Annotated in this window: 25 protein-coding genes; 11 read left to right on the forward strand and 14 right to left on the reverse strand. The window is 61.6% G+C overall.

Annotated features, from left to right (window positions below):
• The first annotated feature begins 67 nt into the window (after window positions 1–67).
• Complete coding sequence (locus ABSE61_RS09505) at window positions 68–628, forward strand: DUF4112 domain-containing protein (RefSeq protein WP_423870819.1); 561 nt, start codon at window positions 68–70, stop codon at window positions 626–628.
• Between the two features lie 50 nt (window positions 629–678).
• Here ABSE61_RS09505 and ABSE61_RS09510 read toward each other — a convergent pair whose 3' ends face one another.
• The 5 genes from ABSE61_RS09510 to ABSE61_RS09530 all read right to left on the reverse strand — a co-directional run bounded on the left by ABSE61_RS09510 (window position 679) and on the right by ABSE61_RS09530 (window position 3,941).
• Window positions 679–975: a hypothetical protein gene (locus ABSE61_RS09510; protein WP_423870820.1), complete on the reverse strand. Its 297-nt coding sequence runs from the start codon at window positions 973–975 to the stop codon at window positions 679–681.
• Window positions 976–1,198: 223 nt separating this feature from the next.
• The gene (locus ABSE61_RS09515; protein ID WP_423870821.1) at window positions 1,199–1,363 is read right to left on the reverse strand and encodes a DUF3309 family protein; all 165 of its coding nucleotides are present in this window, start codon (window positions 1,361–1,363) and stop codon (window positions 1,199–1,201) included.
• Window positions 1,364–1,495: 132 nt separating this feature from the next.
• Window positions 1,496–1,906 (reverse strand): peptide-methionine (R)-S-oxide reductase MsrB, encoded by a 411-nt coding sequence (gene msrB, locus ABSE61_RS09520; RefSeq protein WP_423870822.1) that lies wholly within the window; start codon window positions 1,904–1,906, stop codon window positions 1,496–1,498.
• A 13-nt stretch (window positions 1,907–1,919) separates the two neighbouring features.
• Window positions 1,920–2,639 carry a peptide-methionine (S)-S-oxide reductase MsrA gene (gene msrA, locus ABSE61_RS09525; protein ID WP_423870823.1) on the reverse strand — a complete coding sequence of 240 codons (720 nt, stop codon included), beginning with the start codon at window positions 2,637–2,639 and terminating at the stop codon, window positions 1,920–1,922.
• Window positions 2,640–2,825: 186 nt separating this feature from the next.
• Window positions 2,826–3,941, reverse strand: coding sequence for an ATP-dependent DNA helicase (locus tag ABSE61_RS09530; RefSeq protein WP_423870824.1), 1,116 nt, complete (start codon window positions 3,939–3,941; stop codon window positions 2,826–2,828).
• A gap of 331 nt (window positions 3,942–4,272) precedes the next feature.
• Here ABSE61_RS09530 and ABSE61_RS09535 point away from each other — a divergent pair, with 331 nt between their 5' ends.
• The 7 genes from ABSE61_RS09535 to ABSE61_RS09565 all read left to right on the forward strand — a co-directional run bounded on the left by ABSE61_RS09535 (window position 4,273) and on the right by ABSE61_RS09565 (window position 10,247).
• Window positions 4,273–5,487 (forward strand): LLM class flavin-dependent oxidoreductase, encoded by a 1,215-nt coding sequence (locus ABSE61_RS09535; RefSeq protein WP_423870825.1) that lies wholly within the window; start codon window positions 4,273–4,275, stop codon window positions 5,485–5,487.
• Window positions 5,488–5,703: 216 nt separating this feature from the next.
• The gene (locus ABSE61_RS09540) at window positions 5,704–7,191 is read left to right on the forward strand and encodes a putative sulfate exporter family transporter (protein ID WP_423870826.1); all 1,488 of its coding nucleotides are present in this window, start codon (window positions 5,704–5,706) and stop codon (window positions 7,189–7,191) included.
• 18 nt (window positions 7,192–7,209) lie between these two features.
• Window positions 7,210–7,365: a hypothetical protein gene (locus tag ABSE61_RS09545; RefSeq protein WP_423870827.1), complete on the forward strand. Its 156-nt coding sequence runs from the start codon at window positions 7,210–7,212 to the stop codon at window positions 7,363–7,365.
• A 104-nt stretch (window positions 7,366–7,469) separates the two neighbouring features.
• Window positions 7,470–8,567, forward strand: a complete 1,098-nt coding sequence (locus ABSE61_RS09550; protein WP_423870828.1) for a methionine ABC transporter ATP-binding protein — start codon at window positions 7,470–7,472, stop codon at window positions 8,565–8,567.
• Window positions 8,557–9,222 carry a methionine ABC transporter permease gene (locus ABSE61_RS09555; RefSeq protein WP_423870829.1) on the forward strand — a complete coding sequence of 222 codons (666 nt, stop codon included), beginning with the start codon at window positions 8,557–8,559 and terminating at the stop codon, window positions 9,220–9,222. Before ABSE61_RS09550 ends, ABSE61_RS09555 begins: the two co-directional genes overlap by 11 nt.
• A 27-nt stretch (window positions 9,223–9,249) precedes the next feature.
• Window positions 9,250–10,035, forward strand: a complete 786-nt coding sequence (locus tag ABSE61_RS09560; protein ID WP_423870830.1) for a MetQ/NlpA family ABC transporter substrate-binding protein — start codon at window positions 9,250–9,252, stop codon at window positions 10,033–10,035.
• Window positions 10,036–10,070: 35 nt separating this feature from the next.
• A complete protein-coding gene (locus ABSE61_RS09565) occupies window positions 10,071–10,247 on the forward strand; it encodes a hypothetical protein (RefSeq protein ID WP_423870831.1) in 177 nt (58 codons plus the stop codon).
• Here the strand turns inward: ABSE61_RS09565 and ABSE61_RS09570 are convergent.
• The 9 genes from ABSE61_RS09570 to ABSE61_RS09610 all read right to left on the reverse strand — a co-directional run bounded on the left by ABSE61_RS09570 (window position 10,217) and on the right by ABSE61_RS09610 (window position 18,801).
• Complete coding sequence (locus ABSE61_RS09570) at window positions 10,217–10,453, reverse strand: hypothetical protein (RefSeq protein ID WP_423870832.1); 237 nt, start codon at window positions 10,451–10,453, stop codon at window positions 10,217–10,219. The genes ABSE61_RS09565 and ABSE61_RS09570 overlap by 31 nt on opposite strands.
• 111 nt (window positions 10,454–10,564) lie before the next feature.
• Window positions 10,565–11,944, reverse strand: a complete 1,380-nt coding sequence (flbD, locus tag ABSE61_RS09575) for a sigma-54-dependent transcriptional regulator FlbD (protein ID WP_423870833.1) — start codon at window positions 11,942–11,944, stop codon at window positions 10,565–10,567.
• 57 nt (window positions 11,945–12,001) lie between these two features.
• Window positions 12,002–12,352, reverse strand: a complete 351-nt coding sequence (gene fliN, locus ABSE61_RS09580; RefSeq protein ID WP_423870834.1) for a flagellar motor switch protein FliN — start codon at window positions 12,350–12,352, stop codon at window positions 12,002–12,004.
• Between the two features lie 22 nt (window positions 12,353–12,374).
• Window positions 12,375–12,995 carry a FliH/SctL family protein gene (locus ABSE61_RS09585; RefSeq protein ID WP_423870835.1) on the reverse strand — a complete coding sequence of 207 codons (621 nt, stop codon included), beginning with the start codon at window positions 12,993–12,995 and terminating at the stop codon, window positions 12,375–12,377.
• Window positions 12,995–14,077 (reverse strand): flagellar motor switch protein FliG, encoded by a 1,083-nt coding sequence (gene fliG, locus ABSE61_RS09590; protein WP_423870836.1) that lies wholly within the window; start codon window positions 14,075–14,077, stop codon window positions 12,995–12,997. Before fliG ends, ABSE61_RS09585 begins: the two co-directional genes overlap by 1 nt.
• Before the next feature lie 6 nt (window positions 14,078–14,083).
• A complete protein-coding gene (gene fliF, locus ABSE61_RS09595) occupies window positions 14,084–15,709 on the reverse strand; it encodes a flagellar basal-body MS-ring/collar protein FliF (protein WP_423870837.1) in 1,626 nt (541 codons plus the stop codon).
• Between the two features lie 281 nt (window positions 15,710–15,990).
• On the reverse strand, window positions 15,991–16,266 hold the full coding sequence (sciP, locus tag ABSE61_RS09600; RefSeq protein ID WP_002714638.1) for a CtrA inhibitor SciP: 276 nt from the start codon (window positions 16,264–16,266) through the stop codon (window positions 15,991–15,993).
• Window positions 16,267–16,460: 194 nt separating this feature from the next.
• Entirely contained in the window at window positions 16,461–17,147 is a 687-nt protein-coding gene (locus tag ABSE61_RS09605) for a flagellar hook assembly protein FlgD (protein ID WP_423870838.1), read from the reverse strand.
• Window positions 17,148–17,157: 10 nt separating this feature from the next.
• Window positions 17,158–18,801, reverse strand: coding sequence for a flagellar hook-length control protein FliK (locus tag ABSE61_RS09610; protein WP_423870839.1), 1,644 nt, complete (start codon window positions 18,799–18,801; stop codon window positions 17,158–17,160).
• Window positions 18,802–19,144: 343 nt separating this feature from the next.
• Here ABSE61_RS09610 and mnmA point away from each other — a divergent pair, with 343 nt between their 5' ends.
• From mnmA to ABSE61_RS09625, 3 genes are read left to right on the forward strand one after another with little or no spacing between them, the layout of a single operon-like run.
• Window positions 19,145–20,344, forward strand: coding sequence for a tRNA 2-thiouridine(34) synthase MnmA (gene mnmA / locus ABSE61_RS09615; protein WP_423870840.1), 1,200 nt, complete (start codon window positions 19,145–19,147; stop codon window positions 20,342–20,344).
• Window positions 20,345–20,364: 20 nt separating this feature from the next.
• A complete protein-coding gene (locus tag ABSE61_RS09620; protein ID WP_423870841.1) occupies window positions 20,365–21,012 on the forward strand; it encodes a class I SAM-dependent methyltransferase in 648 nt (215 codons plus the stop codon).
• A 60-nt stretch (window positions 21,013–21,072) separates the two neighbouring features.
• Window positions 21,073–21,447, forward strand: coding sequence for a hypothetical protein (locus ABSE61_RS09625; protein WP_423870842.1), 375 nt, complete (start codon window positions 21,073–21,075; stop codon window positions 21,445–21,447).
• Window positions 21,448–21,506 lie beyond the last annotated feature (59 nt).

Genomic DNA, 21,506 nt, shown 5'->3' on the forward strand with positions numbered 1-21,506 from the left:
TCCGACACTAATTTTGTCGTTCGGATGTGGCACTTGCGCCGATACTGTGCATTACCATCTGATGGGCATGGCGAACGAAGAAATCATTTCCTCCTCTGACGCGCGTTTCAACGCTTCGCGCGGAGCGTTCCGCGCCGGCCGGCCGCAAGGTCCTGCACAAGGCCCTGCACAAGGCCCTGTAATTGATCAGGACGGTCGCGAGATTCCGGCCCATTCACTACGCGATGGCTTCCGGCAGTTCCAGTTCGACTTCGGCCATTCCAGCGCCAATCCGTTCGGCAACCTCACCCGGGAACAGCGTCTGGCGCGCTTTGAGATGCTGGCCAAGCTGCTCGACGTCGCCTTCATTCTGCCGGGCACAAAGATCCGTTACGGGGTCGACGGCATCATCAGATTGGTCCCGGTCGTCGGCGACCTGTTGGCTACCGCGTTCGCGCTCTGGCTGGTGCGGGAGGCGCGTGCGATGGGCGCGCCCTGGCATGTCACCGCGCGAATGCTCGGTAACGTCGCTGTCGACGGTGTGGTGGGAATGGTGCCACTGGCGGGCGATGCGTTTGACGTGCTGTTTCGCGCTAATATGCGCAACGTCCGGATCTTACGACGCTGGCTGGACAAGCAGCCGCGATAGAACCACTAGTTCGCGGCTGCTGATGTCATCCCGGTAAAACCCTGAACGGATCAGGCCGCCTTTTCGTCGGTCTTGGCGTCGGCGGCCACCGGTTCAGGCGCGCGCGGACGGCGCTCCAGCGGGAATTCCTGGCTCTCATACAGCGTGCGAATGCCGACCTGATCGAAGCGGGCCTCGTCGACTTGCAAGTAGGCGCCGTTCAGCGAATCCGCCGGCAATTCCTCGATCGCGAAACGAACTGCTTCCGCCGCGGTGCCAAATCGCCGATAGGCGAAGCCCGCCCGCTTTTTCTTGCGGATGGCGGCAGGAAACAATTCGGCAGCAGTGTTGAAGCTAAAGGAAGCCATGGTCGGGGACCTCTGTTCTTTTTAGTGAGAACGCGAACCGCATCGCGAACAGGTCGCACGGGCGCAAAAATCGGGCGGCGCCGGTACACGTCATTTCATTTCGGACAGCCCTTAATATAGGCGTCTCCGCGAGAATTGCGACTCCTGCCGAGCGGGATGATGAATCTCTCTTTCGGGCAGGCGCCTTGATAGAAAGTTATTTATTTACAGTGCTTTACGCGCATTATAGCTTGCCGAGGAGCAGCAAAACCAGCAGCACCACCAAAACTACACCGCCGAGCCCCATTCCGGAATGGCCGAGGCCATAGCCATAGCCGCCGATCCGGCCGCTCCAGCCGCCAAGCAAATAAAGGATCACGAGAATGATGAGGATCGTTCCAACCGACATGGCGCGCCTCCTCTAAAAGGCCGGCTAGTGCGGTGAATTCCGCCAAGCCGACGGAAGAACAGCATATCGAGGCCGCCGGTTCCGGCCGCGGAACCCGATTTTCGAGGCTCCGCGGCAAGGCCGTTAAAAACGCTATTTCGGCTCGAGCTTTAGCGCGGCCGAGTTGATGCAGTAACGCAATCCGGTCGGTCCCGGGCCGTCCTCGAACACATGGCCGAGATGGCCGTTGCAACTTGAGCAAAGCACCTCGGTGCGGATCATGCCGTGGCTCACATCGCGCTCCTCGTCGACGTGACTTTCGGTTGCCGGCTGGGTGAAACTCGGCCAGCCGCAGCCGGAATCGAACTTGGCATCGGACTCAAACAGCGTCTGCCCGCAGCCAGCACAGATATAGGTGCCGGCGCGCTGCTCATGCTCATACTCGCCGGAGAACGGCCTTTCGGTCGCTTTCTCGCGCAGCACGGCGTACTGCATCGGCGTCAGTTCCTTGCGCCACTCGGCCTCGCTCTTTTCTACTTTCGGCATCGTCTTGGCGTCAGACATGAAATCAAGACTCCTAATTAGTGACCTTGATGCTACTCACCAAAGTCGGCTTTTCGATATAGTTCTGGGCGAAAATCTTCTTCAGGTTTTCGACCTTTGGAATGTCGTTGTAAGCAATATAGGGCTGATTGGGGTGAAGCGTCAGGTAGTCCTGATGATAGGCTTCGGCGGCGAAAAACCCTTCCAGCGGCCCGACCTTGGTCACGATCGGCTTGTTGTAGACCTTGGCGGCGTTGAGCTGTGCGATGTAGGCGTCCGCGACCTTTTTCTGCTCGTCATTTGTGGTGAAGATCGCCGAGCGATATTGCGTACCGCTGTCCGGTCCCTGCCGGTTCAATTGCGTCGGATCGTGCGCGACGGAAAAGAAGATCTGCAAGATCTTGCCGTAGCTGATCTTCTTCGGATCGAACTTGATCTCGACCGATTCCGCATGTCCCGTCGTGCCGGTCGAGACCGTGCTGTAGTCCGCGGTCATCTTGCTGCCGCCGGCATAACCGGACACGGCATTAACCACACCGGCAGTGTGCTGGAACACACCCTGCACGCCCCAGAAGCAGCCGCCGGCCAAGACCGCGGTCTGGACGGAACTCGTGTTCTGAATGTCGACCACGGGCGGCGGAATGACCACGGCATCTTCCGCAGCCACCGAAGGCGCGATCTTGATGGCGGAAATCGCCAGCAGGCCGATGGCGGCGGCGTACATGGAAAAGCGGCTGAGGGGGCGGCGGGTCATGGGAGCTTGCTCCTGATTTTCTGTCGGGTTCGGCGGAATGAGGCTTGAGTTTAGGCCGGCAGCGGGGCTTCGCAATCGGCCTTCTGCCTCAAGATACGGGGCAAAAGCCGATCTGTTACAGACGGATACACACGAGTCCGTGAGTTAAAGGCCAAAATGAACCCCGCGCCGGCCGACCGGCACAGCTTAGACGACGATACTCAGCCGTTTGGCCGCTCGCGTCACGCCGGTATAGAGCCAGCGGGCGCGGCTGTCCTGGAACGCAAAGCTCTCGTCGAACAGGACGACGTCGTCCCATTGCGAGCCCTGCGACTTGTGCACCGTGAGCACATAGCCATAGTCGAACTCGTCATAGGGTTTGCGCTGCTCCCACGGGATCGCCTCGATCCCGCCTTCGAAACAATCGCAGCGCACGGAAACTTTCGTCACCTTGTGACTGAATTCCTCGTCGGGCGCGAGCCGCAGGCTGACGATACGCGACTTCGATCGCGACGCGTTGCGCGATTTCACGCGCCACAGGCCGCCGTTGAACAGGCCTTTCTTGCGGTTGTTGCGCAGGCAAACCAGCTTGTCGCCGGCAACCGGCAAGGGGTCTTCGATATTTTGCTTCTGCCGCATCCGCATGTTGTAGGCGCGGCGGGTGTTGTTGCGCCCCACCAGCACCTGGTCCGCCTGCATCACGCGCTCCGGATCGAGCTCGGCGCGCGATACGATTTCGCTCTCGCCGTAGCGGCCGATCTCGAGATCCCGGCCCTCGCGGATATCCATCGACATCCGGACGATCGGATCGTCCTGCGCCTGGCGGTGCACCTCGGTCAGCATGGCGTCGGGTTCGCTGCCGGTAAAAAAGCCGCCGCCCTGGATTGGCGGCAATTGCGCGGGATCGCCGAGCACGAGCAGCGGACAATCGAACGACATCAAGTCGCGGCCCATTTCGGCATCCACCATCGAACATTCGTCGATGATGATCAGCTTTGCCTTCGAGGCCGGCGCGTCGTCCCACAATTCGAAACTCGGCTGTTCGACGCCGGATTCACGGGCGCGGTAGATCAGCGAATGGATCGTGGATGCGTTGTCGCAACCCTTGTTGCGCATCACCAGTGCGGCCTTGCCGGTGAAGGCGGCGAATTTCACCTCGCCGTCGACGTCTTCGGCGATATGCCGCGCGAGTGTCGTCTTGCCGGTGCCGGCATAGCCGAACAGTCGAAACACCGGCGGCGTGCCGTGACGGCCGGGCTTAGCCTTTAGCCAGTCGGCAACGGCCTTTAGCGCGGAATCCTGATGCGGCGTGAAGTTGGTCATGGGGTTCGTTTAGGGGAGGCTGAGGCAACGACTCAGGCGAAGCTGAAAAGCTAACCATTCATGCCGCCGGCGCAAGCCGGCTTCCGCCTGGTGGTCCGATTCTAACATTCGCATCCCTTCAGCCACTTTGCGAATGTTAGAATCAAAGGACCACCAGCAAATATAGGTTCTAGTGGAGTTTTGGATTTGACATTCGCTTTGCGAGTGCGTGGCTGGGTGATTAGCGAACGTCAAATCCACTCCACTACTAGCGGCATGGTCCTCGGCTGGACTTGCCGTTGGCCGAGAATAGACTGGTTTCAACAATAAGCCGGCCCGCGGGTGAGAAGTCATGAAGTTCGGCATCTTCTATGAGCTGCAATTGCCGCGTCCGTGGCAGGCGGACGACGAGCTCAAGCTTTATCAGGATGCCCTGACGCAACTGGAGACCGCCGACCGGCTCGGCTACGATTATGCTTGGGTCGTCGAACATCATTTCCTGGAGGAATATTCGCACTCGCCGTCGCCGGAATCCTTTCTTGCGGCGGCCAGCCAGCGCACCAGGAACATCAGGCTCGGTCACGGCATTTTTCAGCTCACCACCAATCATCCCGCGCGCGTCGCCGAACGCATCGCGGTACTCGATCTCTTGAGCCGCGGCCGCTGCGAATTCGGGATGGGCGAGAGCGCATCCATTACCGAGCTGACGCCGTTTTCCCGCGACATGGAGACCAAGAAGGAAGTGTTCGAGGAAGCCGTCCGCGCCATCTTCCCGATGTTCAAGGACGGCGGCAGCGAGCATCACGGCAAATATTTCGATATTCCCCTGCGCAATGTGGTGCCGAAGCCGGTGCAGAAGCCGCATCCGCCGCTGTGGATGGCGTGTTCGCAATTGCCGACCATCGAACGCGCCGGCCAGAACGGTTTTGGCGCGCTCGGTTTCCAGTTCGTCAGTGCCGACGCAGCGCATGCCTGGGTGCACGCTTATTATAACGCCATCACCAAACGCTTGAAGAAGCTCACCGACTACGAGATCAATCCGAACATGGCGCTGGTGTCGTTCTTCATGTGCGCGAAAACCGATGAGGAGGCTCGGCTACGCGCTGATGGTGCCACGTTTTTTCAGTTTGCGCTGCGCTTCTACGGCGCATCGCAGGACCGCCAGCGTCCGGCGCCGGGTGCCGTCAACATGTGGGACGAATACAACAGATGGAAGCGCGAGAACCCGGAAGCCCAGGAAGCCGCGCTTCGCAGCGGGCTGATCGGCTCGCCGGAAACCATCCGCAAAAAGCTGCGTCGGTTCCGTACTTCGCACATCGATCAGGTCATCCTGCTCAATCAGGCCGGCAAGAACAGCCATGAGCACATCTGTGAATCCCTGGAATTGTTCGCCCGCGAAGTGATGCCGGAATTCCAGCACGACCCCGAGCATGACGCCTGGAAGGCTGGCGTGATGAGCGGCGATATCCGGCTCGAAGAGATCCACACCGCAGCCTTTACCGACCGCTATGGCAAGCTGGCGCTCAATGTCGCGGCTCCAAGGCCGGTCTCCAAGGCCGCCGAATAACCGAAATATCCGCGCTCGGCGGCTGGCGGCTCAGTAGAGAAAATTGGTCTATTATTCTCGCGGTCGATGGAAGAAAGACCCCGTTTGCTGTCGATATGACAGGCCGGACATCGCTTTTTTTCCAAGGTCCTCGACAGTGGGGTCCGGCGCCATCATCCTCAAAGCGAAAAACGGAGGGCTTTTTGGCCCTCCGCCTGATCATTTTGGGGAATTGGAATGTCGGACATTGCGATCAAGACCTCGGCGATCAAGGCCTCGGAGCCATTGACGCTGCGGGCGCAGCTCACCGAAGACTGGCTGGCCGTCGTCATCGGCCTTCTGGTGTTTGGAGCAGCGCTGGTCAGTGTCAGCGGGACCGACCTTCTCGGATGGGCCGTCACCACGTCGGTCTATACCAATCTCACGCAAGCGCTCAATCCGTTTGCCAAGGCCTATGCTTCGTTGGGCGGCGGCGGCGCCTTGATCGCTACCTATCTCGCGCTGCTCGTGGTGCTGAGCGCCGGCGTTGCAACGCTTGGCGCGGACGTTCGGAAATTTGCCCTCGCATTCACGGCCGTTTTTGCCATCGCCTATGCCAGCTGGATCGTCGGCAGCTACGCCTATGTCGCCGCCGTGACGCCAGCCGAGCAGCAGAAATTCGGCATTGACTGGTCGCTCAAGCTGACCAATGAAGGCGGCTTCATCGTAGCACTTCTCTCCGGCATTGTGATCGCCAATTTCTTTCCGCGTTTTGCGGAATGGCTGAAGGAAGCGATCCGGCCAGAGCTCTACATCAAGATCGCGATCGTGATTCTCGGCGCTACCGTTGCGATCACCGCGGCGGGCAAGCTCAATCTGGCGTCGTCGCTGTTGTTGCGGGGCGCTGCCGCGATCGTCGAGGCCTATCTGATCTATTGGGCCGTGATCTATTACGTCGCGCGGAAATGGTTTGGTTTCAGCCGCGAATGGTCGGTGCCGCTCGCTTCCGGCATTTCGATTTGCGGCGTGGCAGCGGCCATCGCCACTGGCGGCGCGATCCGGGCGCGGCCGGCGGTGCCGATCCTGGTGTCGTCGCTTGTTGTTGTGTTCGCGGTCGTCGAAGTCCTGATCCTGCCGTTTCTCGCCCAGACGTTCCTGTGGCAGGAGCCGCTGGTGGCGGGCGCCTGGGTGGGTCTTGCGATCAAGACCGACGGTGCGGCGGTCGCCGGTGGCGGCATCACGGAATCGCTGATCATGGCGAAGGCAGCTGCGGAAGGCATCAAGTATCAGCCGGGCTGGATTCTCGCGACCACCACGACCGTGAAGCTCTTCATCGACATCTTCATCGGCATCTGGGCTTTCATTCTCGGCTATATCTGGACCAATCACATCGACAAGGGGCCGGACCGGGCCAAGCCGATCGAAATCTGGCAGCGGTTTCCGAAGTTCATCCTCGGTTTTATCTTCGTGTTCGCGGTGTCGCTGTGGCTGGCACTCGGCTCGACGCCAGAAATCGCCAAGACGCTTCCTGTGGCTGCTGGCGAGGCCAATGTATTCCGCGTGATCTTCTTCGTGCTCACCTTCTTCTCGATCGGTGTGCTGTCGGATTTCCGCAAACTCTGGCAGCAGGGATTTGGCAAGCTTGCCGCGGTCTATTTCGTCAGCCTGTTCGGATTCGTGATCTGGGTAGGCTTGTTGATCTCCTGGCTGTTCTTCAGCGGTTTCAAGCCGCCGCTTGTCAGCTAATTCATCAAGGACAGCCACATGTCGCAAATTGACCTCAAGAACGAGATTTCCGCGAAGGAAGTCGAGCCGCTGCTGCCGGTCGAAAAGAAGCTGATCGGCTTCAGCCTCGGTCTTGGTATTGCCCTTTTGGTGATCCTGATCGCCATCAATCATTTCGTGCCGATCAAGATCTAACCTTGACGATTGGCAGGCGTATCCACCCGGCTGGCCGGGCGGCTGGCACATTGGTATAGCCTTAAGCCGCAAGATCGATTTTATCAGCGTAGAACCCTATTTTCATGAACGCTCCATTCTCGATTCCCGGAGCGCCGCCGAGCGACGTGCGAGCCCGTCCACTCATCGCCTTCGACGACGTCAGCAAGATCTATCCGTCGCGGGACCGCGCGGCGGAGGTGGTCGCCCTCCGCAACGTCAATCTTGAAGTCCCCGCTGGCGCCATTGTCGGTGTGATCGGCAAAAGCGGCGCCGGCGAATCGACGCTCATTCGTCTGGTCAACGGGCTTGAACGTCCGACCGGTGGCCGCGTCGTCGTCGATGGCATCGACGTCACCGCGCTCGACGAGCCCGGCCTTCGTCAGGCCCGCCGTTCGATCGGCATGATTTTTCAGCACTTCAATCTGCTGTCGTCCCGCACCGCACTCGAAAATATCGCATTGCCGCTCGAGATCGCCGGCTTCGACAAGGCTGCAATCGGAAAACGCGTCGAGCCCTTGCTCGAGATGGTCGGGCTCTCCGGCAAACGCGACCGCTATCCGGCCGAACTGTCCGGTGGACAGAAACAGCGCGTCGGCATTGCCCGGGCGCTGGCGACCAAGCCCAAGGTGTTGCTGTCGGATGAGGCGACGTCCGCGTTCGATCCGGAGACGACCGACCAGATTCTTGCGCTGCTCAAGACGATCAACGCCGAACTCAAGCTGACGATTTTGTTCATTACCCACGAAATGATGGTGGTGAAAAAGCTCGCCGACAGCGTCGCCGTACTCGAGGTCGGCCGCATCGTGGAGCAGGGCACCACTTACGAGATCTTTGCGCGGCCTCGTCACGAAACGACGCAGCGGTTCGTCGGCGCCATCACCGGCAGCCAGGTGCCGGAATGGCTGGCGGCGAAATTGCGGCCACAGCGCCAGCCGGGCGACAGCGCGGTCTTGCGCATCGGATTTGTCGGCGGTAACGCCGATCAACCGATCCTGTCGCGGGTGTCTCGAAACCTTGGCCTCGACGTCAATATCCTGCACGGGCAGGTAGAGGCGATCGCCGGCCATCCGTTCGGATCGCTGTTCATCTCGGTTTCCGCCGATCCGGACGACTTGAGGCGGATCATGGATCAACTGACGTCGGGACAGAATACGGTGGAGCATCTCGGCTATGTCTCCTGAAATTGCCCAGTTGATTGCCTGGTCGACGCTCGACACGCTGATCATGGTCGGTCTTTCCGGCCTGCTTGGGACCGTGTTCGGGCTCCCGCTCGGTGTCTTTCTGGCGACCAGCCGGGCCGGTGAGTTGTTTTCGGCGCCGGCGACCAACCGAATCCTCGGTCTCATCGTCGACGCGACGCGCTCGACACCCTTCATCATTCTCGTCGTCGCCATCGTGCCGTTGACGCGCCTGATTGTCGGAACCTCGATCGGGACCCGCGCGGCGGTGGTGTCCTTGACCATTGCCGCCATTCCCTTCATCGGCCGCGTGGTCGAAGCCGCCATCCGCGAAGTCGATCAGGGATTGGTGGAGGCGGCGCGCGCCTTCGGGGCCAGCCCCTTGCAGATCGTGCGCAAGGTGTTGCTGCCGGAAGCGTTGCCGGCTCTGACGCTGGCGCTGACATTGACGCTGGTGAGTTTGCTTGGTTATTCGGCGATGGTGGGCGCGGTTGGCGGTGGTGGTCTCGGCGATCTCGGCATTCGCTACGGATACCAGCGCTTCATGCCTGAGGTAATGGCGGCCGTCGTTCTCGTGCTGATCGTGCTTGTGCAAGGCGTGCAGTCGCTCGGCGAAACGATTGCGCGCAGCCTCGACAAGCGCAGCCGGAATTCGTGAGTGAGTATTTTCGAAAAGGATCAAACCATGATTTCCCTCCGTCTTCTCCTGGCCTCGATCGTCGTGGCGGCATCGCTGGTGCGTCCGGCCCACGCCGAAACCATCAAGGTCGGCGTCACGCCGGGCCCGCACGCCCAGATCCTCGAAGCGGTCAAGCCGATCGCCGCCAAGAACGGCCTCGACATCCAGATCGTTGAATTCACCGATTATGTAGTTCCGAATGCCGCGCTCGATGCCGGCGATTTGCAGGCGAACTCGTTTCAGAACCAGCCTTATCTGGACAATCAGAAAGCCGATCGCGGCTACAAGATCGAAGCGGTGGCGCTTACGGTGAATTTTCCGATGGGCGTCTACTCGAAGAAATACAAGAGCTGGGATGCGGTGCCACAGGGCGCGACGGTGTCGATCCCCAACGATCCGACCAATGGCGGCCGCGTGCTGCTGCTGCTGCAGGACAAGGGCGGGCTGAAGCTTAAGGCGAATGTCGGGTTCAAGCCGACGGTTGCCGACATCGTCGACAATCCGAAGAAATTCAAGATCGTGGAAGTCGATGCCGCGCAAACGGCGCGAACGCTGGATGATGTCGATGTCGCCGGCATCAACACCAATTATGCGACGCAGGCAGGTCTCGATCCGACCAAGGACGCGATCTTGCGCGAAGACCCCAAGGGGCCCTACACCAACCTGATCGCGGTGCGCAGCGCCGACAAGGACAAGCCATGGGTCAAGGCGCTGGTGCAGAGCTACCAGACGCCGGAAGTTCGCGAATTCGTCCTCACCAAATTCAAGGGCGCCGTGCTGCCGTCGTGGTAGGCTCGCAGCATGTTCGCTGCTGACATAGCCGGCCGATGAAACGCGCCGCCACCTGGGTGTTCTACGCCGTCGGCGCGCTGGCGATCGCGTATCTCGCGCTTTACGCCTATGTGATATTCACAGGTCGCGACTTTGAGCCCGGCGATCCCATTCACATCTTCCGCAAACCCGACGCGCCGAATTACTCGGCGGCGGAAGCAGATTTTGCCTGATGGCGTGAGACAAAGGTACGGCCCAGGGTGACGTTCTTTTGGGCCCGGATCTGGGTGTTGTTGTAGGTCCAGCACTCCCCGGAATCGTCAAGAAAACATACCCAGAGCAGATGGTATTCGGGGCCATAGTCGATCAGCATATGGGCATATCCGTCTCCCTTCGGAGTGATCACCGGAAGGGGCGGATCGAGCTGTAAAATCGACATCAAACGCTTTCAAACAGGAATAGAATACCTGTGTAAACGCGGCGGTTATAAAACAGTTCCGGCGCGAGGTTGCCCCCGCGCCGGATTGGTGGCTGTTGTTGCTGCTAGTGCTTACGCCGTTGCGGCCGCGCGCTGCATGTCGCCTGCGCCCGCGGGCGTGATCGGCAGACCGCCGTCGGCATATTCGTTCAGCTTGTTACGCAGCGTCCGGATCGAAATGCCGAGAATATTGGCGGCATGGGTGCGGTTGCCGAGGCAATGCTTCAGCGTTTCCAGGATCAAGTCGCGCTCGACGTCGGCCACGGTGCGGCCGACCAGAGCGCGCGTCACCTGTTCGGCGGCGAAAGTGGCGTGCGCCACTGCCGGAACGGTCTTGGGGCCATCGAGGCGGTCGCCGTCGGGGGTAAGGATCGCATCGACGCCGATCTCGTCGCCCTGCGCCATCAGCACCGAACGATGAATGGTGTTTTCGAGTTCGCGGACGTTACCCTGCCAACGATTGGTGGTCAGCACGCGGCGAGCCTCAGTGGAGAGGGGCCGCAGCGGGACGCCATTGGCGTCGGAGTACTTCTTAGCGAAGTGCTGCGCGAGTTCCAGGATATCGGCCGGGCGTTCGCGAAGCGGTGGAATCTTCAGGTTGACGACGTTGAGGCGGAAGAGAAGGTCTTCGCGGAAGCTGCCTTCGCGCACCGCGTCCGCCAGATTGCGGTTCGAGGTTGCGAGGATGCGAATATCGACCGGAACCGGTCGCGTCCCCCCGACGCGGTCGATCACGCGCTCCTGGATCGCGCGCAACAGCTTGGATTGCAACCGCACGTCCATCTCGGAAATTTCATCGAGCAGGAGCGTGCCGCCTGTGGCTTCTTCGAACTTTCCGATCCGCCGCGCGATGGCACCGGTGAACGCGCCCTTTTCGTGGCCGAACAGTTCAGATTCCAGGAGGTGCTCGGGGATGGCGGCGCAGTTGATCGAGATAAACGGTCGCTTGGCGCGGTTGGACCGGGTGTGGACATAACGCGCCAGCACTTCCTTGCCGGTGCCGGACTCGCCGGTGATCATGACGGAGGCGTCTGAACCTGCGATCTGCTGCGCCAGTTTGATGACCCTGGCCATGGCGTCGTCGCGATAGACGAGGTCGCGCGAGTCGTTGGCGACGGCGGCGAGGACGGCTGCGATCAGTTCCGGGTCCGGCGGCAGCGGAATATATTCCTTGGCGCCGGCATGGATCGCGGCGACCGCGGCGCGGGCATCGTTGGAGATGCCGCAGGCGACGATCGGCACGTGGATGTGTTCGGCCTCGAGCCGCATGACGAGATCGCGGATATCGAGGGAAACGTCGACCAGCAGCAGGTCGGCGCCCTTGCCGCCGCGCAAGACCCGCATCGCCTGTTCGTTATCCTCCGCGTGGGTGACGGAAGCGCCATTATCCATCGCGATCTTGGTCGCTGTTGTGAGCTGCCCCTTCAGGGTGCCAACGATAAGAAGCCGCATGGTATTCTCCTGTTCGTCTGTTCGCGCCGGTCAGGCGCGCTTTATTGGAAACTGTGCTTAGTTGCGTTCGGCCTTGATGATTTCCGTCATCGTGACGCCAAGCTTGTCTTCGACCAGAACCACCTCGCCGCGGGCGACGAGGCGGTTGTTGACGAAAATATCGATGGCTTCGCCGACCCGGCGGTCGAGTTCGAGAACCGTGCCGGGCCCAAGCTTGAGCAACTCACCGACTTCCATTTTAGAGCGGCCGAGCACGGCTGAAACCTGCACCGGCACGTCGAACACGGCCTCGAGATCGGCCGCGACGCGGGCGGCATTCTCGTCCTCGCGATAGGCGATATCGCCCACCGTCGCCGCGTCGGCAGCGTTCAGATCCGGCAGCGGAACCTGTGTGTCGGGGTCACTCATGGTTCATTTCTCCTCAGCCGGTTCAGGCCTGGTTTCGGGACGCGATATAGCGCCCGACAAGTTCGTTGATTTTGGCTTCGATGGCGCTGCGTTCCAGAACGACGCCGCCGTCCGCCCATTCGATCCGGCAGTCGCCGGTCTGGATATCCGGCTCGGCCAGGATCACCAGACGGCCGGCAAAGCCGCTCTGTTTGGCCAGTGCCTCGATGCGGGCGTGAGCCGCCTCGTAAAGGGAATCGTTGATTCTGACCACGAGATGCGGCGTCGAAACCAGCTGGGCAAAGCAGTCGGAAACGAGCGAAGTGACCTCGCCGAGCGGCTCGCGCGCGATCAGGTCGCCGGCGAGCTTGCGGGCGACCGCGAGCGCGACATCGACGGCTTCGGTTTCCATGCGGCTCTCGATTGTCGAGTAACGCGCGGCAATGCCCTTGATGGCAACGCCGATTGTCTCCAGTGCGAGCGCGGCGCGGCGGTCGCTTTCCACCTTGGCCTCGCGTAGCGCCGCGTCATAGCCGTCGCGGTAGGCGCGCGCCTCGGCCGCCGCGATCTTCTGGGCGACCTCTGCTGGCGTGGCGGGGCGTTCGCGCATCCGGTCGGGTGCCGAGAAGTCCGTGTCGAACAGGAATTTTGCGGGAGCTGCCATCAGTACACCAGCTCGTCGTCGGCGCGGTTCTTGGTCAGCGTGATTTCACCCTTGGCCGCGAGATCCTTGGCGAGGTTGACCAGCAACGCCTGGGCCTCGTCGACGTCGCGCAACCGCACCGGTCCCATCGCCGCCATGTCGTCGAGCAGCATCTTGCCGGCGCGCGAGGACATGTTGCCGAGGAAGAAGCCGCGGACTTCCTCGTTGGCGCTCTTGAGCGCGATGCCGAGCTTGTCCTTGTCGACGTTGCGCATCAGCGTCTGCGCCGAGGCCGAGTCGAGCTTGATGAGATCGTCGAAGGTGAACATCAAGGCCTTGATGCGTTCGGCGGATTCGCGGTTGTCTTCTTCCAGCGAGGTAATGAACCGGGTTTCGGTCTGGCGGTCGAAATTGTTGAAGATCTCGGCCATCACCTCATGCGCGTCGCGCCGCCTGGTCTGCGAAAGGTTCGACATGAATTCGACCCGCAGCGTCTGTTCGACGCGCTCGATCACTTCCTTTTGCACCGCCTCCATCTTCAGCATGCGGTTGACGACGTCGAGCGCCATGTCCTCGGGCAGGATCGCGAGCACCCGCGCGGAGTGCTCGGGCTTGAGCTTGGACAGCACCACGGCAATGGTCTGCGGGTATTCGTTCTTGAGGTAGTTGGCGAGAACTTCTTCCTGAACGTTGGAGAGCTTCTCCCACATGTTGCGGCCCGCAGGCCCGCGGATCTCGTCCATGATTCCGACGACCCGCTCCGCCGGCAGATATTGCTGCAACAGCCGCTCGGTGGCGTCGAAATTGCCCATCAAGGCGCCAGACGCCGACATCCGCGACACGAACTCCAGCAGCATGTCCTCGACGGTGTCGGCTTCCACCGTGCCAAGCGTCGACATGTGGATCGACAGTTCGCGCACTTCGTCGTCGTCAAGCAGCGACCAGACCTTGCCGCCATATTGCTCGCCGAGTGCCAGCATCAGGATCGCAGCGCGCTTGGGGCCCGGAAGCGGTTCGGCCTTGGCCCGATTGCCCTGGCGCGCCGCCAGCGAGGAAATCACGCTGGTGATGTCGTTGGCGTTGACGTTTTGTGGCACGGCCATATCAGATCACGCGGCGGGTTCGGAGAGCCATTGACGAATAATGGCTGCGGTTTCGTTGGGATTGCGCTCGGCCAGTTCGCCGACGCGATGAACGGATTGGGCGTGGACCTGTCCCTGGACCTGGGCCACGTCGATGAGCTGCGCGGTGTTGTTGATGCCGGGAACGAGACTGGAGCCGGTCGTCGCCTGCGCGCCGCTGCCATCCGTGACCGCCGCGACCGCGCCGTCCCCGGCGGGTGCTGCAGCTACCTCGTCGGCAATGATACGCTTCACCAGCGGGCGGATCACCATGAACAGCACGACCAGGCCGAGCAGCATCATGACGCCGAGCTCGATAACGTACATGACGTCGTCCTTGGTGAACTGCAGCATGCCGAGCAGGCCCGCGGGCTCGGCCAGCGGCGCAACGATCGGTGCTTCGGCAAAGCGCAGGTTGACGACCTCAACCTGGTCGCCGCGCTTCTGGTCGAAGCCGATCGCCGAGCGCACCAGCGTGGCGATCCGGTCAAGCTGCTCCTTGCCGCGGTCCTGATAGACCATCTCGCCTTTGTCGTTCTTGACGTAGCTGCCATCGACCAGGACTGCGACCGAGATGCGGTTGACCCGTCCCGCTTCGGTCACTTCGGTCTTGGTGGTGCGCGAAATCTCGTAATTGTTAGTTTCTTCGGTCTTCTTGCTCTGGTCGCGCGCGACCGGCGTCGTCGAGTTACCCTGATTTCCCGGCAACTCGTTGCCGACCGTGACCTGACCGTTGTTTTCGGCGGTGGCGCTCGATTCTTCACGGGTCTGGCTCGAACGCAGCACCCGGCCTTCGGGGTCGAATTTGTCGGATGTCTGGGTGATCTTGTTGTAGTCGAAATCGGCCGAGAGCTGGACCCGCGCCCGTCCCGAGCCGACCACCGAAGACACGATCCCTTCTACCTCGTTGCGCAGCCGCTTCTCGAAAGCGCCGCGGCGCTCGTCGGCGACCGTATTGTCTTGCTCGCCGCCGGCGCCGTCGGCGAGCAACTGGCCGGCTTCGTCGACGATCGAGACGCGCTGCGGCTTCAACCCGTTGACGGCGGAAGCGACGAGATGGCGGATCGCCCTGATCTGCTGCGGCTCCAGGCTGCCGCGCACCCGCACGACGATGGAGGCCGACGGCTCAGGCGTCTCCCGCGCAAACAGCGGCCGCTCGGGCAGCACCAGGTGGACCCGTGCCGCCTGGACGCGATCGATGGCGCGGATGGTGCGCGCGAGTTCGCCTTCCAGCGCGCGCAAATGGTTGATGTTCTGGACGAAACTCGTGGTGCCGAGCGCGTCGGACTTGTCGAAGATTTCGTAACCGACGCCGCCGCCCTTGGGCAGGCCGCCTTCGGCGAGCTTCATCCGCAGCCGCGTGACCTTGTCCTTCGGCACCATGATGATGGCGCCGTCGTTACGGATTTCGAAAGGAATGGCCTGCCGCTCCAGATCCTTGATGACGGCGCTGGAGTCCTCGAGGCTGAGGTCGGTGAAGAGGGTGGTCATCTGCGGCGTGGTGACGCGCATGATGACGAACGCGAAGAAGCCGATCAGCGCGGCCGTCACCGCCACCATCGCCATCAGCCGCGAAGCGCCCAGGCCCCTCAGAAAGCTCACGAGACTCTGCAAACCAACCGCCCCTCAGACCAGGTCCCAATCGGGATCGGACCACTGGGCAATTATTGCCTACGGGATGGTTTCGATATGGTTAACAAAGGTAAATGGCGGTGGCGAAAGTTCAAAACAGCAAAGATCGACCTCGGCGCGTATTCCGCAAAAGTGGATACCGGTTTTGCGATCAGAATACGCGCCATCTTAAGAGCGAGCGTTTTCTTACGGCAAACCGGCTTCCACTTTGCCGGAAAAAGCTCCGGGAGGTCGATTTTCTTCAAATGCCAATCAGGCGACGATTATTGGCGATATTGCTGGATGCGGGTGGTTCGCAAGCCGGCAAGGCCGTGCTGGTCGATGGAAAACTGCCACGACAGGAATTCGTCGACGGTCAGCGTATAGCGGCTGCAGGCTTCCTCGAGGGAAAGCAGGCCGCCGCGAACCGCGGCAACGACTTCGGCCTTGCGACGGATAACCCATCGCTTGGTTCCGGGTGCGGGCAGATCCGCGATCGTCAGCGGACTGCCGTCGGGCCCGATGACGTATTTTACCCTCGGGCGATGGGGTTCTGTCATGGCGTACTCACAAACTCTCAACCACTGAACTGACGCCATTAAGCTACGCCCAGCGGCTTAAAATTTGCCTAAGCCCAAGGCTTCAATACGAATCTCCTTTGAAAAGGCCTTCCCAAGCCTGTTGTGGCGTCTCAAACCGGCGCGTTTTAACCAGGTCTTAAGTCCTGTGAACGGGTTGGATCGCCGCCGGCGCCCTAATTTATAATGCTCTCGACCTGATTGACGGTGAAGGTCTGGCCGCCGATCGACAGTAGCGGCGGCGACTGGGTGAGATCGACCGAACTGACCACGCCCGCCACCGAGGTGGTAACTCCAACCGTGTTGCCGGCGGAGTCCTTGGCGGTCGCCGTGAGCGTGTAATTGCCGTCGGGCTCCTGGGTACCATCGGTGCCGAGGCCGTTCCATCCGAAGGCCTGGTTGTTGCCGGCAGCGACGGCGAAGCTGTTAGTGTAGACGGTCGCGCCCGTGCTGTTGGCGATCGATATGTTGATGGTGGAGGCGCTGGGGATGTTGAATTCCCACTCCGCCTGGCTGTTGGTCAGCGCCGCAGTGTTGCCCTTGACGACGGCGGTCTTGCCGACGAACTCCAGAGCCTGGCTGGATTGCGCGGTCTGCTGCAGCGACACCAGCGTGGCCAGCGAATCGTTGGTGTTGATCTGCTGCTGGACGCCGGCGAATTCGACCAGCTGCTGGGTGAACTGGTTGGTGTCGAGCGGGCTGAGCGGGTTCTGGTTCTGCAATTGGGTCGTCAACAGTTGCAGAAAGCTCTGAAAGTTGCCGGCGATCTGCGTGTTCGCCAGCGCATTGGCGGCCGCGGCCGAACTTGAGGAGGAGGAAGAAGATGAGGTCGTCTGTGGTGTCGTTCCTGAAACAACGGTCATATCGTTCTCCTCAAACTCTGATGTCGACGCCGGTGCTCGATCCGAGCGACCGGCCATAGCTGCGGCCTGCGACCGCGGCGGGGACGGCATCCTCGTCGCTGACGATCAGCCGTTGGGCGTTGGGGTTGCTGTCGTTGCCGCTGTTCTGGCCGGAAGACTGGTCGCGCAGGCTGAATTGCAGGCCTCCGCTATCGGTCTTCAGCCCGGCATCGCTCAGCGCCTGCTGCAATTGGGGCGCGTCCTGGCGCAGCATCGACAGCGTTTCAGGCTTTTCCACCGTCAGATGCGATGTGACCTGGCCGTTCTGATCGATCTGGACACGGACGTCGATCCGGCCGAGATCGGCGGGATCGAGCCGGATTTCAAAGCTGCTCTTGCCGCTCTTTACGTTGGCGGCGATTTCCATCGCTACTCCGCTTAAAGGCACGGTCCCGTTGGCAGCCGACGTCACGGTCAGGTTGCTCGTCGAATTCAGTGCCGAAGTGGAGTTGATCTGCGGCTGCAGCGCGCCGATCGCCTGGGTGTTGGTGTCGGTCACATCGGCTGCGGCTGCGGGGGTCGCATTGGCGACCGCGTGGTCACGGGCGGCTGCGGCGGGCGCTTGAGCTGCCGCATCCGCCGGCGTTGCCTGGACGGCGGCATTGGTCGTCTCCTGCTTTCCGGTGGTCGGAGCCTGCGGTGTCGCGGCGTTCGCGGTGGTATCCGCGGTCGCGTCGGCCGACGCCGAGTTGGTCGCGGAGCCGCTGGCGGCCGGGCCTTCAGTCTTTCCTTGGCCGGTCTTCGGTGTGCCGGGCGCGGTCACCTTGGTCAGTGTCGTCGCATCGACGGAAGTCAAATCGGCTGTGGTGGCCGGCGTACCCGAGCTTGTAACGGGTTCGGGAGCTGCAACAGCGGTCTTCGCTGCCGTCTTGTCGGCTGCCGTTGTCGAGGTCGTGGCCGTGCCCGTATCGGTTTTGCCCGCGACCGAAGGTCCGGGCGGCGGCGCGATCGGTTGCGAGCTCGCGGCTATCGCGGCAGCGGCAATGGCCAGCGGCGCCGTCGGACCGCCGGGGGTAGGGGTCGGCGTTGGTGCTGTATTGGTCGTAGGCGCAGATGTCGGGACTGCGACGGCAACCGGCGTCGGCGTGGAAGTGCCGATCTGTTGAGCCAGGATGGTCGCATCCACCGCGGTCGAATCCGGATCGGTTTGCGAATCCTTGGACTTGTGATCGGTCGATTGCGTCGAGCCCGATTTGGTCGGGGACGATGATGGACTGGTGCTGTTGCCCGTCGCCCCATTGGTGTTCGCGCCGGAATCAGCGTTGTTGGAGTCGTTCGTCTGGTTGGCATCTGCCGCGTTGCTGGAGTTATCGTTCGATGGCGGCCGATTGGGCGCGTTGTTGTTGTTGGCTGGTGCCGTATTGTTATTGGCCGCGTCATTGGCCGCCGAATTGTTGTCGGGTGGAGGCGGCCCGGCGTCTGCATTATTATTTGCATTGTTCTGGGGCGGCGGGACCGGTGGCAGCGACGCCGCGGAATCGTTCGGCGTGTTCTGGTTGACCAGATTCCCAAAAAGGTCGTTGGCCGACGGCGTGTTGGCGCGCGTCAGCCACGATGGCGCGGATTGGAACGCGGCATTGGCTGTAGCTGCGGCATCTGGGGTAGCACTGACCACTGGGCGGCCTCCGACGAAGGAACTCATCAGGTGGTCAGCAAGGACCGGGCCAGCCAAAGGATTAATAAATACCTCGTTATTTCAATGGCTTATTCTGCCGACCTGCTTCCTGAAAGCTGGCCTTGGCCCCATCCTTTCTGCCCGGCGGCAACTTTTGCCGTCCCAAATCCGCATGTGGCCTGATTGCTTCGCGCGCATACGGCCTATATTAAAGAGCAGCTTTCCGGCCGTCCCCAATGAGGGGAGACCTAAGCAAAACGCCCCGACGCCTCTAACCACCGCAAGATCACCTTGTGGCCGCGAAGCGCGTGGCGCTATCTCGGTGACATTGGTGATTTAAGCGATGCGCAACAGTCTGGATCTTGACGGCCGTCCCCAGGACACCCGCGTGGTCGTCGCCATGTCGGGCGGCGTCGATTCGTCGGTGACCGCGGCGCTGTTGAAATCGCAGGGTTACGATGTCGTCGGCATTACCTTGCAGCTCTATGACCATGGCGCGGCAACCCACCGCAAGGGCGCTTGCTGCGCCGGTCAGGACATTCACGACGCCCGCAATGTCGCCGAACGGATCGGCATCCCGCATTATGTGCTGGATTACGAGAGCCGCTTTCGCGAGTCGGTGATCGACAATTTCGCCGAGAGTTATGCTTCCGGCGAAACGCCCGTGCCTTGCATCGAATGCAACCGCTCGATCAAGTTTCGCGATTTGCTGGGGACCGCACGCGAACTCGGCGCCTCCGTGCTGGCAACCGGGCACTATGTCGCCTCGCGCGCTTTGGCTGACGGCTCGCGTGCGCTGGTATGCGCGGCAGACAGCGATCGCGACCAGAGCTATTTTCTGTTTGCGACCACGCGCGAGCAGCTTCAGTACTTGCGCTTTCCGCTCGGCGACATGACCAAGCCCGAAACGCGCGAACTGGCGCGCCGCTTCGGACTGGAAGTCGCCGACAAGCATGACAGCCAGGACATCTGCTTCGTGCCGACCGGCCGCTACACGGACGTGATCGGCCGGCTGCGCCCGAACGCCATCGAGCCCGGCGATATCGTCGCCCTCGACGGTCGCATCATCGGCCGCCATCCGGGAATCATTCATTTCACCGTCGGCCAGCGCCGCGGACTGGGCATTGCTTCAGACGCGCCGTTGTACGTGGTGCGGCTGGATGCAGCACACCGTCGCGTCGTCGTCGGGCCGCGCGAAGCGCTGCGGATGGATCGCATTAGCCTGCGCGAGGTCAACTGGATCGGCGATGGCCCGCTTGATCGCGCGGTTGGCGCGGGGTTGGAGATTTTCGTGCGTGTTCGTTCGACGCGCGCGCCGCAGCCGGCATGGTTGCGCGCGACAGACGACGGATATGCGGTCGAACTCGTCGCCGGCGAAGAGGGTGTTTCCCCTGGCCAGGCCTGCGTATTCTACGATGCGCCGTCGGGCCGCGCGCGGGTGCTTGGCGGCGGCTTTATTCAAAGCGCGAGCGCAAAGAGGCTGACGGGTAGCGCGGCGAAGGGAATTGTCGCACCGCCGTTGGTCGAAGCGGTGCGCGGATAAAATAAAATTCAGGGCGGGGCATGGCGTCAGATATCGACCGCGCGGGGGTCGCGAAAGCATATGGGCGCTGGGCGCCGGTCTATGACCTCGTGTTCGGCAAAGTCTTCGACCACGGCCGTCAATCCACCATTGCCGAAGCCGACCGGATCGGCGGACGGATTCTCGACGTCGGTGTCGGCACCGGATTGTCGCTGTCGGACTATGCCGCGACGACGAAGGTATGCGGCGTCGACATTTCCGAGCCGATGTTGCGCAAGGCACAGCAACGGGTGCGATCGCTGGGCCTGGAGAACGTCGAGACGCTCGCGGTCATGGACGCCAAGAATCTTGCTTTCGCGGATTCGTTCTTCGATGCGGTGGTCGCGCAATATGTCATCACCGCGGTTCCGGATCCGGAAGCTACACTCGATGATTTTGTTCGTGTGTTGAAGCCCGGCGGCGAACTCATCCTGGTCAATCACATCGGCGCCGAAAGTGGTCCGCGGCGCGCCTTTGAACTGGCTTTCGCGCCGCTCGCCCGACGGCTTGGCTGGCGGCCCGAATTTCCTTGGGCGCGATTGGTGAACTGGGCGGCCAAACACGACGGCGTTGTTCTCGCCGAGCGCCGTCCGATGCCGCCGATGGGGCATTTCTCGCTGATCCGTTATCGAAAAGCGCAAAATCGCTAATGTGCAAAAATCACTGATGCGAGCTACGGAACCAGCGCTCGCCTCGTCCGTTTTCCCTGCATGACGAAACATGCGCTTGTTCTGGCTTTCGGCTTGATGGTCTGGGTGGAGGGGGCGGCAGCCCAAGCGCCGCCTTCGCCGACGACCCCATCGCAACCCATTGCGTCAGCTCCGCCAACCGAACTGGCCGCCAATTGCGCACCAACGTCAGCGGCGCCATCGCGTGGCGCCGTCACCACCGCTCCCCCGGACGGCACGACGACCGGGCAGGCCAACGAGCCCTTGACCGACAAGCTCGCCAAGTCCGACGGTGTGCTGTGCCCGCCCGCGGGCGTCGATCCGGAAATACATGCGCCGACGCCGGATGCCGGCAACACGCCGGTGATTCCGCCGCCCGGCAGCCCCGGCGGCAATCCGGACATCCGGCCGAAATAGCAGGATATTTCAGGCGTTTCTGCCAAAAAGCGAGCTTTGCTTGACAGCACCAAGACCTG

This window comes from Bradyrhizobium sp. (assembly GCF_049519115.1).
GTDB lineage: Bacteria > Pseudomonadota > Alphaproteobacteria > Rhizobiales > Xanthobacteraceae > Bradyrhizobium.

What these genes read in the sequence shown, in the direction of transcription:
- ABSE61_RS09505 (WP_423870819.1), top strand. Translation starts at nt 68, where the DNA reads ATGGCGAACGAAGAAATCATTTCCTCCTCTGACGCGCGTTTCAACGCT.
- ABSE61_RS09510 (WP_423870820.1), bottom strand. Translation starts at nt 975, where the DNA reads ATGGCTTCCTTTAGCTTCAACACTGCTGCCGAATTGTTTCCTGCCGCC.
- ABSE61_RS09515 (WP_423870821.1), bottom strand. Translation starts at nt 1,363, where the DNA reads ATGTCGGTTGGAACGATCCTCATCATTCTCGTGATCCTTTATTTGCTT.
- msrB (WP_423870822.1), bottom strand. Translation starts at nt 1,906, where the DNA reads ATGTCTGACGCCAAGACGATGCCGAAAGTAGAAAAGAGCGAGGCCGAG.
- msrA (WP_423870823.1), bottom strand. Translation starts at nt 2,639, where the DNA reads ATGACCCGCCGCCCCCTCAGCCGCTTTTCCATGTACGCCGCCGCCATC.
- ABSE61_RS09530 (WP_423870824.1), bottom strand. Translation starts at nt 3,941, where the DNA reads ATGACCAACTTCACGCCGCATCAGGATTCCGCGCTAAAGGCCGTTGCC.
- ABSE61_RS09535 (WP_423870825.1), top strand. Translation starts at nt 4,273, where the DNA reads ATGAAGTTCGGCATCTTCTATGAGCTGCAATTGCCGCGTCCGTGGCAG.
- ABSE61_RS09540 (WP_423870826.1), top strand. Translation starts at nt 5,704, where the DNA reads ATGTCGGACATTGCGATCAAGACCTCGGCGATCAAGGCCTCGGAGCCA.
- ABSE61_RS09545 (WP_423870827.1), top strand. Translation starts at nt 7,210, where the DNA reads ATGTCGCAAATTGACCTCAAGAACGAGATTTCCGCGAAGGAAGTCGAG.
- ABSE61_RS09550 (WP_423870828.1), top strand. Translation starts at nt 7,470, where the DNA reads ATGAACGCTCCATTCTCGATTCCCGGAGCGCCGCCGAGCGACGTGCGA.
- ABSE61_RS09555 (WP_423870829.1), top strand. Translation starts at nt 8,557, where the DNA reads ATGTCTCCTGAAATTGCCCAGTTGATTGCCTGGTCGACGCTCGACACG.
- ABSE61_RS09560 (WP_423870830.1), top strand. Translation starts at nt 9,250, where the DNA reads ATGATTTCCCTCCGTCTTCTCCTGGCCTCGATCGTCGTGGCGGCATCG.
- ABSE61_RS09565 (WP_423870831.1), top strand. Translation starts at nt 10,071, where the DNA reads ATGAAACGCGCCGCCACCTGGGTGTTCTACGCCGTCGGCGCGCTGGCG.
- ABSE61_RS09570 (WP_423870832.1), bottom strand. Translation starts at nt 10,453, where the DNA reads ATGTCGATTTTACAGCTCGATCCGCCCCTTCCGGTGATCACTCCGAAG.
- flbD (WP_423870833.1), bottom strand. Translation starts at nt 11,944, where the DNA reads ATGCGGCTTCTTATCGTTGGCACCCTGAAGGGGCAGCTCACAACAGCG.
- fliN (WP_423870834.1), bottom strand. Translation starts at nt 12,352, where the DNA reads ATGAGTGACCCCGACACACAGGTTCCGCTGCCGGATCTGAACGCTGCC.
- ABSE61_RS09585 (WP_423870835.1), bottom strand. Translation starts at nt 12,995, where the DNA reads ATGGCAGCTCCCGCAAAATTCCTGTTCGACACGGACTTCTCGGCACCC.
- fliG (WP_423870836.1), bottom strand. Translation starts at nt 14,077, where the DNA reads ATGGCCGTGCCACAAAACGTCAACGCCAACGACATCACCAGCGTGATT.
- sciP (WP_002714638.1), bottom strand. Translation starts at nt 16,266, where the DNA reads ATGACAGAACCCCATCGCCCGAGGGTAAAATACGTCATCGGGCCCGAC.
- ABSE61_RS09605 (WP_423870838.1), bottom strand. Translation starts at nt 17,147, where the DNA reads ATGACCGTTGTTTCAGGAACGACACCACAGACGACCTCATCTTCTTCC.
- mnmA (WP_423870840.1), top strand. Translation starts at nt 19,145, where the DNA reads ATGCGCAACAGTCTGGATCTTGACGGCCGTCCCCAGGACACCCGCGTG.
- ABSE61_RS09620 (WP_423870841.1), top strand. Translation starts at nt 20,365, where the DNA reads ATGGCGTCAGATATCGACCGCGCGGGGGTCGCGAAAGCATATGGGCGC.
- ABSE61_RS09625 (WP_423870842.1), top strand. Translation starts at nt 21,073, where the DNA reads ATGACGAAACATGCGCTTGTTCTGGCTTTCGGCTTGATGGTCTGGGTG.